This window comes from Dyadobacter bucti (assembly GCF_005869225.1).
GTDB classification, from domain to species: domain Bacteria; phylum Bacteroidota; class Bacteroidia; order Cytophagales; family Spirosomataceae; genus Dyadobacter; species Dyadobacter bucti.
In genome coordinates this window covers 725,663-739,849 of record NZ_SWFP01000003.1, presented here as the reverse complement: position 1 = coordinate 739,849, position 14,187 = coordinate 725,663, and the positions used below count along the sequence as shown (strand labels likewise).

General features: G+C 45.0%; 11 protein-coding genes. 2 read left to right on the top strand and 9 right to left on the bottom strand.

Features of this window, described 5'->3' with window-relative positions; all coding sequences use genetic code 11:
* The first annotated feature begins 32 nt into the window (after window positions 1-32).
* Window positions 33-980 carry an aldose 1-epimerase gene (locus FBF61_RS13135; RefSeq protein ID WP_138477743.1) on the top strand — a complete coding sequence of 316 codons (948 nt, stop codon included), beginning with the start codon at window positions 33-35 and terminating at the stop codon, window positions 978-980.
* Here the strand turns inward: FBF61_RS13135 and FBF61_RS13130 are convergent.
* From FBF61_RS13130 to FBF61_RS13105, 6 genes are all read right to left on the bottom strand, one after another.
* Window positions 967-2,064: a nucleotidyltransferase family protein gene (locus FBF61_RS13130; RefSeq protein WP_138477741.1), complete on the bottom strand. Its 1,098-nt coding sequence runs from the start codon at window positions 2,062-2,064 to the stop codon at window positions 967-969. The genes FBF61_RS13135 and FBF61_RS13130 overlap by 14 nt on opposite strands.
* Window positions 2,057-2,977: a serine kinase gene (locus tag FBF61_RS13125; RefSeq protein ID WP_138477739.1), complete on the bottom strand. Its 921-nt coding sequence runs from the start codon at window positions 2,975-2,977 to the stop codon at window positions 2,057-2,059. The genes FBF61_RS13130 and FBF61_RS13125 overlap by 8 nt, the downstream gene beginning before the upstream one ends.
* A gap of 17 nt (window positions 2,978-2,994) precedes the next feature.
* Window positions 2,995-3,378 (bottom strand): lasso peptide biosynthesis B2 protein, encoded by a 384-nt coding sequence (locus tag FBF61_RS13120; RefSeq protein ID WP_262712811.1) that lies wholly within the window; start codon window positions 3,376-3,378, stop codon window positions 2,995-2,997.
* A 62-nt stretch (window positions 3,379-3,440) separates the two neighbouring features.
* Window positions 3,441-3,707: a PqqD family protein gene (locus FBF61_RS13115; RefSeq protein ID WP_138477735.1), complete on the bottom strand. Its 267-nt coding sequence runs from the start codon at window positions 3,705-3,707 to the stop codon at window positions 3,441-3,443.
* 67 nt (window positions 3,708-3,774) lie between these two features.
* Entirely contained in the window at window positions 3,775-5,313 is a 1,539-nt protein-coding gene (gene amaB / locus FBF61_RS13110) for an L-piperidine-6-carboxylate dehydrogenase (protein ID WP_138477733.1), read from the bottom strand.
* Window positions 5,314-5,333: 20 nt separating this feature from the next.
* The gene (locus tag FBF61_RS13105) at window positions 5,334-6,386 is read right to left on the bottom strand and encodes a saccharopine dehydrogenase family protein (RefSeq protein ID WP_138477731.1); all 1,053 of its coding nucleotides are present in this window, start codon (window positions 6,384-6,386) and stop codon (window positions 5,334-5,336) included.
* Window positions 6,387-6,485: 99 nt separating this feature from the next.
* Between FBF61_RS13105 and FBF61_RS13100 the strand changes: the two genes are divergently transcribed.
* Window positions 6,486-7,712, top strand: a complete 1,227-nt coding sequence (locus FBF61_RS13100) for a BaiN/RdsA family NAD(P)/FAD-dependent oxidoreductase (protein ID WP_138477729.1) — start codon at window positions 6,486-6,488, stop codon at window positions 7,710-7,712.
* 9 nt (window positions 7,713-7,721) lie between these two features.
* Here FBF61_RS13100 and uvrC read toward each other — a convergent pair whose 3' ends face one another.
* Genes uvrC through porW form a run of 3 tightly spaced genes read right to left on the bottom strand, consistent with a single transcriptional unit; the run spans window position 7,722 to window position 14,149 of the window.
* On the bottom strand, window positions 7,722-9,530 hold the full coding sequence (uvrC, locus tag FBF61_RS13095) for an excinuclease ABC subunit UvrC (protein WP_138477727.1): 1,809 nt from the start codon (window positions 9,528-9,530) through the stop codon (window positions 7,722-7,724).
* A gap of 18 nt (window positions 9,531-9,548) precedes the next feature.
* Window positions 9,549-11,846 carry a transglycosylase domain-containing protein gene (locus tag FBF61_RS13090; RefSeq protein ID WP_138477725.1) on the bottom strand — a complete coding sequence of 766 codons (2,298 nt, stop codon included), beginning with the start codon at window positions 11,844-11,846 and terminating at the stop codon, window positions 9,549-9,551.
* A 50-nt stretch (window positions 11,847-11,896) separates the two neighbouring features.
* Window positions 11,897-14,149, bottom strand: coding sequence for a type IX secretion system periplasmic lipoprotein PorW/SprE (gene porW, locus FBF61_RS13085; RefSeq protein WP_229215030.1), 2,253 nt, complete (start codon window positions 14,147-14,149; stop codon window positions 11,897-11,899).
* Window positions 14,150-14,187: the final 38 nt, after the last annotated feature.

Genomic DNA, 14,187 nt, shown 5'->3' with positions numbered 1-14,187 from the left:
TGCAAAAAGACACTTTTCTAAACCTCATAACTATGCCTTTTGAAATATTCAGACAGCAGTTTGGCGATTTGACCGAGTATGTGATCCAGGAACCTTCTACCGGAAACCGGTGTGTAATTGTTCCGGAACTGGGGGGAATAGTACGGCAACTGTCTCTCAGAAGAAACGTCACATTGTTTTCGCTTTTAAAAACCCCTGCTACCCCTCATGCATTGGTGGAAGATACACAAAGCGCGAGTGAATTGCTTTTCCCGTTTGCCAGCCGTATACCGGATGGGAAATACAGGTTTCTGGGAAAAGAATATCAATTGGCAAAGAATGAGACAGGGAACATAAATGCCATTCACGGGCTGGTACGCAAGCAAAATTTTCATTTCGAAGAACAATCCGTTCGTAATGATCACGCGCTGATCAGGCTGTCATATAAGCTCTCAGAGGCCGAAGGATACCCTTTTGAGGTACAGTTTACAGTAACCTATTCCCTGCATTCTGACGGAAAATTCAATTTAACCTACGAGGCGAAAAATACAGGTTCTGCCCCGTGTCCGGTGATGTTTGGCTGGCATCCATATTTCCAACTAGGTAATGAACTGGCAGATGCCTGGAAAATCAATATACCTTCGGATCATATTGTCGTTTTTGACCGTAACATGATCCCCATTGGGAAAGAGCCGTTCTTCGTTGAGAAGCCGACTTTGCTGTACAGAAAATCTTTTGACAACTGTTTTATTGTTGATTCAAATACCGATAATGTAGTCACAAAACTTATTTCCGAAAATCAGGATGTGACGCTATGCATTGAGCAGGAAGCCGGGGAAGGCAAGTTCAATTATCTGGTAATATATACGCCTCCTGCCAGAGATTGTGTCGCGATAGAGCCGCTGACTGCCAATGTGGATTCTTTTAACTCGGGTGAAGGTTTGAACATTCTCGCACCCGGCAATGCAATATCCGGAACAATTAAGATCAAGCTGACCTAGCTTTTTCAGTCCTATACCAGATCGCCTTATGCCAGAGTAGTTTGAATTCTGAAAAGTATTTCAAATGTCTCCACAGGAGATTACTTTTATGTCTAAGCCCATCGTGGATAGCCAATCCATGCTTAAAATACCGCCAACTCGAATTAGCGGACTCACGTGGCATGGCTTCCCAATATTTTATCAAAGGAGTAGCGTCAACCGGTGTGATTTGAGGCCATTCTTTTTGCCAATCAAACCCTAACCCTTTTAACAGCCCCAAACTCCATTTGTATAAGCTGTAGATTCCTTTTTCATGAGCTAGGAGCGATACTTTAGCCCAGTTCGTACTATGCCCGTATCGGGACATGTAAGCTGCCAGATCCGCAATGTATTTCAGTTTTCTCCACTGTTCTTTACCTCCATGATGTACCAGGAGAAGCAGAAACTGATACTCTTGCTGAAATACATTAAGCTCATTGCCCAAAAAGAAGTACTTTTCTGTGTACTCGGCCCATTCTTCGGAAGGAAATGTGAAGAGCAGGCGCGGATAAGCGACTTCCCAATGTGCTTCCAGCACTGACGAATCATCCGTAGCTTTGGACATTGGGATATGATAATCTGTTTTAAAAAACCTCTCTTTTATCTCGGGTGCATCCAGCAGATGTCGCCGGTAATCGTCAACCAAATAGCCTGCATCTGCGGTCAGGACATCTACTGCTTCGGAAAAATTATCCTTTGAGATCAGTAAATCTATGTCTCCAAACTCCCTTTGCCCAATATTGCCGTATAGCCAATCAGCCCATACACAACCTTTATAGGCATATACATTTATACCCTTTGCGGTTAACATACAGGCAGCTTTCACAAGCTCCTGAGCACTAAGCATGTTCGAAAAAGTAATTTGCTTGCAATACTCTGTCAACTGAGGCTTAAAGTCGACGTCAATCTGATTCCGATGGATGTAAGATAGAAGAACCGGACGGACCTGATGGAAGTGTAGCAAATTGAACAGCTGCTTCGACTCAACTTTCTGAGTCTGGTAACTCCCGCTGTCCAAACAGGATGCTATTAACAGGGATAATTCTGGTGAAGCTGATCTATTCATTCATTTCTACATTAACCTTTCTGACAGAGTCGCTAACCCACTTTTCCAGGTTACCAAAACCATCGGGTCTTTTCTTTCGCCACAAGTTCGCAGTACCAGCGCACAGAAAACTTTGAAAGAAATGGTTTTTCAGAGCATCATCCTTTAATAATTTAATAGGAAGGGGGAAATTCTTGAGTGTTTCCGTCGGGATTTCTGATGCAGATAATGCAGTAAGATTTTTTCTGTTTCTTGCCTTATGCAGGAAGAATACTTCTCCCAGCTTCACTGGTTGATGTAGAAAGTCCGATTTAGGGGCATAAGAAAACTTATTGACTCCCTCACTCACCGGCTGCAGCTCGTTCTGATCGTATTCCAAGCCTTTTACCGTTTTATCCCAAAGCTTCAATTGAGGGTAAGCAGGTACAACAAAAGCAATTCCGTCAGTAAAAGTGATAGCAGTAAGATCATCGCTCAACAACTTGCAGCCAGCTTTTAAAAATGCCGCGGCCGTGGTTGACTTTCCTGCCCCGGGAAGTCCCATAAAACACCAGGCTTCGTTGCCTACCTGTACGGAACTCGCATGTAAAAGAAAATACCCTCTTTGAAACAAGATAAGGCCAAGTGCTTCGCTAACCGTAAACAGGCTGATCAGGTTAGGATCATCAGTCAGCGGAGAGACCATCAATTGCCTACCCTCAATCGCCTGAAAAGATCCAATTTTATCCCACTGTAAAAAAAGGCTGTCCGCAGAATCCTGACCGAAATATGCTCTGATCCCTCTCCGAAAAATTTGAGTCTTTTTTAAGCCAGGCAAGTTTATTGTGCCTGACAGGATTTCGAGGTGATGTTCTGCATCAGGATTCCCTTCACTTAATTCGGGTAGCAGGATTTCGGAGCGGATATTTAAGCCATAGGCTTTGTAAAAATACATGTGTGTAGAAGAAATAGTTATTTCCAAACCCAGAGTCGCTGATAAGATACAGATTCGGGCCAGTTGCCAATAATGATACTTCCGTTTCTCTCTACCCAGGCATGTGCCTCAAATTGTTTGGCAGGATTAATTTCTACACCAATTTCGAGTGTTAGTGCCGGCATTTTCCTTAGCAAATACTTGGTAGCGAGTGCACGGGGAAGACAGAGCACCTCCATCGGCAGCAAATTAGCGGCAGTGTCCACCGCCCAGACGGTTAGTTCAATTTCCTGCTGGGAAATTTCTTCTGGCCGACCGGTAGTCGTAAACCAGCGAAATACATTTCGAAATACAGAAAATGGCAGCATTGTCAGCCCGATTTTGATAAGCGTCAGGCAAATCGCCGATTTCAGAAAGAGCACCTTTCCCCTGCCGGACAACCTTTTCCATCTGCTTATGAATCTGCTAATTTTGCCCAAGTTCTTTAATCGATTATTTCAACCAGCTTTTCGGAAATCAAATCCTTAAGAAGACTATCAATATCCCCTTTACAGGTTTCAGCGTCCACCTCATATACATCAACCACCGCATCGCAAAGTCCATCGAGTGTTTGGGGGCCTTTTTCCAGCGTATCCCAAACCAGCACACCTACTTCATCAAGTCCGTAGTACGCGCCCTTATCGGGATTCAAAATAACTGTTTCCCCTGCAACTTTTGACGAAATCTGGTCTGATGTTAATTGATATTTCATATATATATCTTGATGTTCAGAATTAATATATAATGTGTTTGCCTTTTGACAAAGTTAGAAATTTTAATCACTCCATTTCAAACTTTATTCCCTGGGCAAGCGGCAAGGCAGTTCCATAGTTAACGGTATTAGTTTGTCTCCGCATATATGCCTTCCACGCATCTGACCCGGATTCTCGACCTCCTCCGGTTTCTTTCTCGCCTCCAAATGCCCCTCCGATCTCAGCCCCGGACGTGCCTATATTCACGTTGGCAATTCCACAGTCCGACCCTGAGCAGGACAAAAACTGTTCTGATTCTCTGATATTTAAGGTAAATATGGCCGATGATAGACCCTGTGGCACATCGTTTTGCATCGCAATAGCCTCATCCAGATTTTCGTACCGGATCAGATACAGGACAGGAGCAAAAGTCTCATGCTGTACAATTTTAAACCCGTTTTCAACTTCGGCAATGCACGGCGCCACGTAACATCCCGAAGAATAATCCCCCCCGGAAAGCACTTTAGGCTCGACAATGAATTTTCCACCTGCCGCTTTCACTTTTTCAACGGTCAGCAGATATTGTTCAACAGCTAGTTTGTCAATCAGCGGGCCTACATGGTTATTGACGTCCAGCGGGTTCCCGATACGGAGTTGAGAATATGCCCTGATCAACCTCTTTTTTACATGTTCATAAATATCTTTATGTATAATCACCCTTCTCGTAGACGTACATCTTTGGCCGGCCGTTCCCGCCGCCCCGAAAACAATGGCGGGAATTGCGATGTTCAAATCGGCATGTGGCGTTACAATGATGGCGTTGTTCCCTCCCAGTTCCAGCAAACTCCGCCCTAGTCTCTTAGCCACAGCCTCACCTACCGACCGTCCCATCGCAACACTTCCAGTAGCGGATACCAATGCTATGCGCGGATCTTCAGCCAGCCACTCTCCAACCTCCCTATCTCCGATCAGAATACAGGAAACACCTTCCGGCACCTCATTTTCGTGTAATACTTTTTTAATGATTTTCTGGCAGGCGATTGCCGTCAAAGGCGTCTTTTCCGAAGGTTTCCATATACACACGTTCCCGCAGACCCATGCCAGCATGGAATTCCACGACCAAACTGCTACCGGAAAATTAAACGCCGAAATGATCCCAACCACTCCCAGAGGATGCCATTGTTCGTACATTCTGTGCCTGGGACGCTCGCTGTGCATGCTCAGTCCGTATAGCTGACGTGACAAGCCTACCGCGAAATCACATATATCGATCATTTCCTGAACTTCGCCAAAGCCTTCTTGCAAGCTTTTACCCATCTCGTAACTTACCAGCGTACCAAGATCGTTCTTGAAAATCCTTAACTGTTCACCCATTTGCCGCACTATTTCGCCTCGCCTGGGTGCAGGAATATTTTGCCAGATTTTAAATGCTTCTCTGGCCTTTATAATCACTTTATCATAATCCTCCTTTTCTGCCTGGTTTACGGCTGCGATCAGGTCACCGTTTACGGGTGAAAATGATGAAAGCACATCCCCGGATCCTACCCAGCTTTTCAAGCCGGTACTCACACCATTGTTGACACTCTTTATTTCCAGTTTCTCTAAAACTTTATTTATGTCCAGCATTGGAAAATATCGTTAGGGAATTAGTTAAAATAACTACCATTCCTCGTTTTCAGAAAATCTTCAAGAACAATGTCTTCCTGACGGATGAAACCCTTATCCGGTAAAATACCATCTGCAACCATTTCAACTACGGAAGCTATGGATGCGGCAGTAGTCCAGGAAATAGCTCTCCAGTGCTGACCATCTATTTCAATGGGATGGTATACCCGGTAAAATTCCTCCCGTTCCAAATGTTTGTCCTTCCAGCCTTCCACAACCGCATATACATAAACCACGTCCTGCTGCACCGGCGGCTTTGCTTCTGTCAATATCTGCTCAACAAGCTCCCGCTTATCTTTCAGGCAAAGCTCATATAGCATAAATCGCATCAGGCTGCAGTGCCCGGGATAACGTATCGTTTTATAATTCAGGGTATCCAACTTACCTTCCAGTGTTTCACACATTGTGCCCAGCCCCCCTGATGTACTAAATGCTTCAAACTCCTGGCCTTCAATATTGATCATTTCCACTCCTTCCAGCGATGGTACCATTTTACGGACACCGTTATGGATAACTTCCGCGTCGTTAATATATTCGTTCACAACCCCAGCCGGTGACCAGGTAAAAGAATATCCCATCAATCCGTTCGGGTACCTTGGCAATGCGCCCACCCGCAATTCAATGTCCCGGAGTTTCGTAAACCGCTTCGCCAGCTCCATACCCACAATTCCTATAAATCCCGGCGCAAGACCGCACTGCGGAGCAAGAACACTCCTGCTGCTTGTTGCCATTTCCCGAATTGCGGACGTTGTGTTGACATCTTCTGTGAGATCAAAATAATGGATACCAGCATCACAGGCTTTGCGCGCGATCGGAAGGTTCAGATTGTAAGGCATGCATGACACTACTGCATCGAAACCGGAAAGTTTTCCGTCAAGGAAATCTGTATCACTGATGTCGCCCGCTTCCACAGGAAATGGTAGCTGATTAGTCGGCGGGGCTTTATCAATGCCGGTAACATCAAATCTTTTATTCAACAAAGTGCCCACCAGGGAGCCCACCTTTCCAAGTCCTATAACGAGAATCTTTTGCATGTATAGCAGTTTAATGAATGGAGATATTGAGAAAGATATAAAAAGAAACTGCAGTTTTTAAAACTTACGTGGCATTTTTGCATGACCAAAACATGTGTTATGCAAATTGTTGTTATCGGAGGAGGGGCTTCGGGATTTATGGCGGCCATCACGGCGGCAGAGACTTTTCCTGATGCCAGGATCACGATTCTTGAAAAGAATAAAACGGTGCTCAACAAAGTCCGCGTGTCCGGAGGCGGCAGGTGCAATGTGACCCACAATCCTTCCGACCTGCGTTTTTTTATTAAAAACTACCCGAGAGGCGATAAATTATTACGTAAACTCATCCCCCGTTTTGATGCCGCTGCGACTGTCGAATGGTTTGAAAAACGAGGTGTCAAATTAAAAACAGAAAACGATGGCCGCATGTTTCCGGTCACGGACTCGTCGCATACTATCATAGAATGCCTGTTGCGTGCGGCGAAACAGGCCGGTATAGAAATAAAAACCGGGGTTTCGGTAAAATCTCTTTCCAAAATATCCAGTGCGGAGGGGGAGAAATTCGAACTGAACCTGGATTCCCAAGAACCAATCACCTGCGACAGGATATTGATTGCTACCGGCGGTTATCCTAAAATAGCCGGATTCGAATGGTTGTCAGAGCATGGCCATCAGATTGTAGATCCGCTGCCATCACTCTTCACCTTTAATACGCCTGGAAATTATTTACTTCCTCTTGCAGGTGTATCTGTACCTGATGCAGTTGTACGGATTATGGGTACCAAACATGAATGGCGCGGGCCGGTACTCATTACACATTGGGGGTTCAGCGGGCCGGCTGTTTTGAAATTATCCGCCTGGGGCGCGCGGGATCTGGCCGAAAAAAATTATGATTTCGTTTGCAAGATCAACTGGCTGGCCGAACTCAATGAACAACAGGTGAGGGAGTTTTTGATCCAGGAAAAAACAAACACGCCCAAACAGCAAATCACTTCTCATGCCCGTTTCGGCATACCCATGCGTCTTTGGAAAGCCTTAACGGAAAAATCAGAGATCAACGAAGGCTTGAAATGGTCCGAAGCGACAAATAAAGTATTGAATCGCCTCGCTGAGTTATTGACAAACAGCCAGTTTGATGTAAAGGGAAAAACCACATTCAAGGAAGAATTTGTGACCTGCGGGGGTATTTCCCTCGCCGATGTGAATCGTGAAACATTGGAAAGCAGTGTTCTTCCAGGATTATACTTTGCCGGCGAAGTACTGGATGTAGACGGAATTACCGGCGGTTTTAACTTCCAGAATGCCTGGACGACCGGATACATTGCAGGAAAAAATATTGGCGCCTGAAAAATCGACTTATTCAGACATCGCATCAAAATATGCCCTAACCTTTTTCGCCCTGTCCAGCCCTACCAGTTCAGTGAGTGTTTCTAAGGAACTTTCGCGAATTCCACGGACCGACCCGAAATGTTTCAATAACTTCGACGCAGTAATTTTGCCTACTCCGATCACCCCTTCCATTTCACTCACCAGACTGCCTTTACTCCGTTTATCACGGTGGAAAGTGATAGCGAACCGGTGCGCCTCATCCCTGATCTGCTGGATCAATTTTAGCGACTCGGATTTTTTGTCAATATATAATGGTAGGGAATCCTCCGGGAAATATATCTCTTCAAGTCTTTTTGCAATACCAATAACCGGTACCTGACCGTAAATACCCAGGCTTTTCAGTGCGTCACAAGCCGCTCCGAGCTGTCCCTTTCCACCATCGATGACGATCAGGTCAGGAAGAGGCTGCTCCTCGGCAATCAGCCGCAAGTAACGCCGCCCGACCACCTCATTCATAGATGCAAAGTCATTAGGCCCGATAACCGTTTTGATATTAAAATGTCGATAGTCCTTTTTCGAAGGTTTTCCATCCTTAAAACAAACCATCGCCGCTACCGGATTGGTGCCCTGAATGTTGGAGTTATCAAAACACTCGATATGTCTCGGAAGCGTTTTTAGCTGCAAGTCAGATTTTAGGCGGATCAGAATCCTGTCTTTTTTAGATGATGTTGCCGATGCCTCTACCTCCCTGCGTTCTGCTTTTTCACGACGGAAATACATCACGTTTTTCATCGACATATCCAGCAGCTTTTTCTTGTCGCCGATTTGCGGTACCACCACATCCAGCCGCATTTCAAGATCAGGCTTCAGATTGGAGATCAGCTCCCGGGCTTCCGCACCGAATTTTGTTCGCATTTCCACGATCATCATCGCCAATATCTCCGCGTCACTTTCATCAAGCTTTTTCTTGACTTCGATCGTTTGTGTGGCAACCATATACCCGTTTTTTATTTTCATAAAACTCAGATAGGCTGCCTCTTCGTCCGACAAAATAGTAAGCACATCCACATTCCCTATTTTGGGATTGATCACCGTTGCCTTGCTCTGAAAATTGGAAAGATGTTCAATTTTTGTTTTCCAGGAATGCGCCTGCTCAAAAGCCATGCTTTCGGCGGCAGCAAGCATTTTTTCCTTGAAATATTGCTGGGGAAGCGACAGGTTGCCTTTCAATATATTGTGTACTTGCTCAATTTCAGCATTGTATTCTTCCTCCGGCTGCAGCCCTTCGCAAGGTCCTTTGCAGTTGCCAATGTGATACTCAAGGCATACCTTGAATTTTTTGGCTTCAATATTCTGCTTTGTCAAAGGCAATTGGCAGGACCTGATCTGGTACAAAGACTTGAACATGTCGAGCAATGTGTGCATGGACCTCAGATTTGCAAACGGACCATAGAAAGTACCTTTTTCTTTTTCAAGATTTCTAGTCACATAAACCCGGGGAAAAGGCTCGTGCGTAACGCAGATAAAAGGATAAGTTTTATCGTCCTTTAAAAGAATATTGAACTTCGGCTGAAGTTGTTTGATGAGCTGGTTTTCCAGCAACAGCGCGTCCCACTCACTTAAAACAATTGTGTATTCGATCCGGCGGATCTGACTGACCAGCCGTTTGGTTTTTCGATCATGCTGATTGGATTTAAGAAAGTAACTGGAAACGCGGTTCCTCAAACTTTTTGCTTTCCCTACATAAATAACCTCTCCGGTTTCATCAAAATAACGATAAACACCCGGATCAAGTGGAAGTTTCGAAAGTTCCTCTTTATAATTAAAATCAGACATTGAATTTTAAATGTGAACTTAAAACAATACGCCTTCATCATCAGACCGCGACGGTGGAATATATGTGTCAACACTATCGGCAGCTACGCTTCCGCATTCCCTGACGTAATTTTCAGGCTTGTTGAAAGGTCCTTTTCTGTATTGAACAAGCGTCTGGTCATTGTACACTTTTTGCATAAATAACCCCCAGGCAGGCATTGCAATTCGTCCACCCTGACCATAGGTAATGGTGCGAAAGTGTATACTCCTATCTTCTCCTCCGACCCAGATACCCGAGACCAGATGCTGCGTCATTCCCATGAACCAGCCATCAGAATAATTCGAGGTTGTTCCGGTTTTCGCTGCAATTTCATTGTCTTCCGTAACACCATATTGTCTGAGGCGGCCAGCAGTACCACCCGGATCCTCCACAGCGCCACGCATCAAATAGAGCATATTATACGCCATATTCTCGCTGATTTCCTGATTCTGCTTCTGAAAAAATTCCTGTAGCACATTACCGTTCCGATCTTCTATGCGAAGAATGGTCATTGGCTCAGTCCTGTGACCTCCGTTTGCAAAGGCGCAGTAGCCGCCAACCATTTCATAGACGGAGACATCACTGATGCCCAAACAAAGTGAGGGAACTGCCTGCAACTTGCTGGTGATACCAAGCTTGTGCGCATATTCCACAACCGTTTTCGGCTTCACCATTTTCATCAGATAGGCACTCACAGTGTTCACGGATTTCCCCAACGCCTGCCTCAGCGACAGTGATTGATACGAATACTTGTTATTGGAGTTGTGTGCCGTCCAGCCTCCCGGAACTCCGTCAGCAGGCCCGAAATACACCGGAGCATCCGTAACATGGTCGCATGGAGTAAGAAAACTTTTATCCAAAGCCGACACGTAAACAAAAGGCTTGAAAGTAGAACCTGGCTGCCTGCTTCCCTGCTTTACATGATCATATTTAAAATACCTAAAATTAATACCACCTACCCACGCTTTCACATGCCCGTTGCGCGGATCCATTGACATCATTCCGGCTCTCAGGAAACGTTTGTAGTAAGCAATCGAGTCAATCGGGCTCATGAGGATCTCTTTTTCTCCGTCCCACGAAAACACCTTCATTTTATAGCGTTTCCGCATTACTTTCCATGCTTCCTCTTCTCCCAGATCCTTTTTTAACGATATGAAACGGGGCGATTTTCTTACCGCAGAATTAATAAATCCGGGAATCTCTTTCCCATTTCTGTCAATCCACGGATTTCTTCCTTTCCAGTGCTCGTCAAAAAGTTTTTGCTGCTGCCTCATGTGCTCTTCCAGCGCCTGTTCCTGGTAGCGCTGCATGCGGGAGTCGATGGTGGTGTAAATCCTTAATCCACTTGTGTAAAGATCATGATGGGTGTCATGTTCTTCGTTGTAAACTTTGATCCAGCTTCTGAGATACCCCCGCATCGATTCTCGGAAATAAGGCGCGAGGCCCGTGTTATGACTATCAATAGTAAAATTGAGACCAAGTGATTTAGACTTATATATTTCAAAATCCTCAACAGGGATGTAATCATATTTGGCCATTTGGGACAAAACGGTATTCCGGCGTGTCAGTGCGTTTTTAGGAAAACGAAGCGGATTGAAAAGCGTTGGGTTCTGGAGCATACCCACCAATAGAGCAGCCTCCGTTACATTCAGGTCCCAGGCTTCTTTATTAAAATAAGTTTTTGAAGCTACTTTAATTCCATAGGTGTTATTTCCAAAAGAAACCGTGTTAAGATACATCTGCATGATCTCCTGCTTGGTATATTTTCTTTCCAACACCACAGCAAGAATCCACTCCTTTGTTTTCGCGATTACGATTTTTACCAATGGAATTTTCCCCAACAGCCCCTCAAATTCCTCTGAACGTGTATTAAATAGGTTCTTCGCTACTTGCTGGGTTAGCGTACTCCCTCCCCCTGAACTGGAATTACCCGAAACAATACCTTTGAAAACACGCAGCAAACTCCTTGGATCAATACCCGAGTGATTCACAAAACGCGCGTCTTCAGTGGCAACGAGCGCATCAATCAGATTGGGCGATATCTGGGCTATTTCAATGGGTGTCCTGTTCTCAAAAAAGTATTTCCCCAATGATTTTCCGTCTTCGCTGATCAGCTCCGAAGCAAGCTCACTTTTTGGATTTTCAAGTGTTTTCAGATCTGGCATTCCACCGAACAGCCAGAAAAAATTAAAACTTACGGCGACAATATAAAGTATAATCAGGCCCAGTCCCAGTCCAACATAACGCCATAAACGAATAATGCTGCGACGGTACTTTCCGGGTTGTAGTTCAATCATAAATGTGTAATTAATTAAAAACGGAGGAACAAAGATACAAAGTCAGATAATTATCTTTTTCCCATGGAAACAGAATTCAGCTCCTGCATTTCAGACACTCTCTGCAGGTAAATGCTGGAAGGGTACAACTGCATGAATTCGGCAATAGCTTGTCCGTAAGCATCCTTACCCCTGACCTTTCCGATCAGGAAGACCCTGAGAAGGGCAAATTTATCTTCAAGCTCGGAGCCTTTGTACGCAGGAAGATTTTGTTCAATGTTTTCAAGCGCTTTCTGGTAGTTACCCTCCGAATACAACTGGTAGGCGGCCTCATATTCTTTCATCGCAGTGCCCGATGCCACAGAACTACCGTCAGAACCTGCCGGCCTGGTAACAAGCCGGGCATAAGTCGAATTTGGATACTCAGTCAATAATTTCTCTTTCCAGGCTGCCTTTTTACTATCACCATCCGCGTATGTGAGATACAACAAATAATAAACTTCTTCTTTGTAGGTAGTTTGCGGAAAATCAGCCAACATACGCTCGAAAGTACTTATGGAACGCTGAGGCTCTTTCAGATCAAACCTGTAAATTTTACCAAGTGCATATAGCGCGTCCTCTTTTCTCTTCTGCGACTCAGCAAACTGTTCCTCTGTGAGCGGCACATCATTTTTCAATATATTATGCACTTCCTCCCACTGAGGGCTTCCTTTAACCAGGGGTGCATTGTCTGGTTCTTCATCGGCAGGGTCATTTTCACTCGCTGCAATGTCGTCAGTGCCTTCGGTAACCGATCCCAGTTGTCTTTTGCTCCTGCGCCAGTTATCTTCTAATTTCCTGTTGCCCCACATTCTCCGAAACTCTATTTTACCTTTGTCCAGCAAAGCAGGATCGTAGAGCTCCCACCTCCGCTCATTTCCATTAAGCATGTTAGGCGTACTCTTCGAAGTTGCAGTCTGAGAAGCTTCAAGCAGCTTTTTCGCAGCCTCCTCCTCTTCAAGCCTGATTTTCTCCTTAGCCTCGATGATCTGGTCTATTTTATTATCCAACGCCGCTGGATTCATTTTCGCCAGAAGTTGAAGACTGTCTTCCAGATTGACCATCGTGTATTGCACCACAAAGTTGTCAAGCGCCCTTTTGCGATCCGCTACAAGTGTATATTCCGGCGCATCCTGAGGAAGAATAGTCAGGGCACTATCATAATATGCCTTTGACGCTTCGAAATTTTCCAGGTTTTCATAGTTAATCCTGGCCAGCTGTAGAAAAGTATATGCTTTCTGAGTTGCGTTCGGGCCCTTGGACGCAGCCGCCGACTTTTTCAGATAGCCGACTGCCTCAGGAATTTGTTTCCGGTGTTCAGCGAGTAAGCCCATTGTAAAATAAATTCTGTCCAGCAGATCGACATTTTTTCTATCCTTCAGCATTTTGTTGAAGCCTACTGCCCCCAAATCCTTTTTCGGGTTCAGCACCACCTCATTCTGGAGTGAACTCATGGATGAATAGAAACCAAGGTCATAATCAGGCCTGTTCTTCCTGACACTGCTGTAATGCTTATTTGCCAGCGCATATTGGCCGAGGCGGTCATACATCTGAGCCGCGGCGAAATGAATTCTGGCTGTTTCAATCGATTTTTTCAGAAGCGGAAAAGTTTCCTCCAAAATCGCGACAGAGGTAAGATATTCACCATTCTGCTGATGTAAATATGCTTTTGTCAGATAGAAATCCCGCGTGGATGTCTTATCCAGTGGCTGCTGGCTAAGGTATTCAGCGACGCCTAGTGCATTAGAATAATCTTTCCTGATCACATAGGCACGCATAAGAAGAATGAGTGCACGGTTTTTGTCATTTTCATCGCGTCCGTTGGCATACACATACCGGAGCGCTTCAAGGCCGTCAGCCCACTGTCCAAGATATAACCTGGCTTTACCTAAAATAATATAACTGTTGTCCAGCCACTTGCTATTCTGATGTTTTTCAGCAACTATGGAAGCCTTTTTTATCGCATCTTCCAGCTGAGGTTTTACCGGCAGGGACAATATCGAATCCATCGGAAGCAATATCGGCAGCAGCTGATTGTAATCTTCCTTGTACGCTTTCCTCATGGTAAACTCCGCTTCCTGGATGTCTTTATCGCCCATGAAATAAGCATTGTACCTGGCTGACATATTGTGAAAACCAACCGCAGCAGGTCTTGTACTGAACTGTGAACAGGCTGCAAGCAGACCGATCATTGTCAGTAAAATAGCTATCCGGTAAGTCTTTGAGGCGAAGCGGTGGATCACAAAAATGTTATTAGGGGTGTCGTGAATCTTCTTAACAGGCAAATCTAAAACGGTAATTACAACAAAATACGTATCGAAGA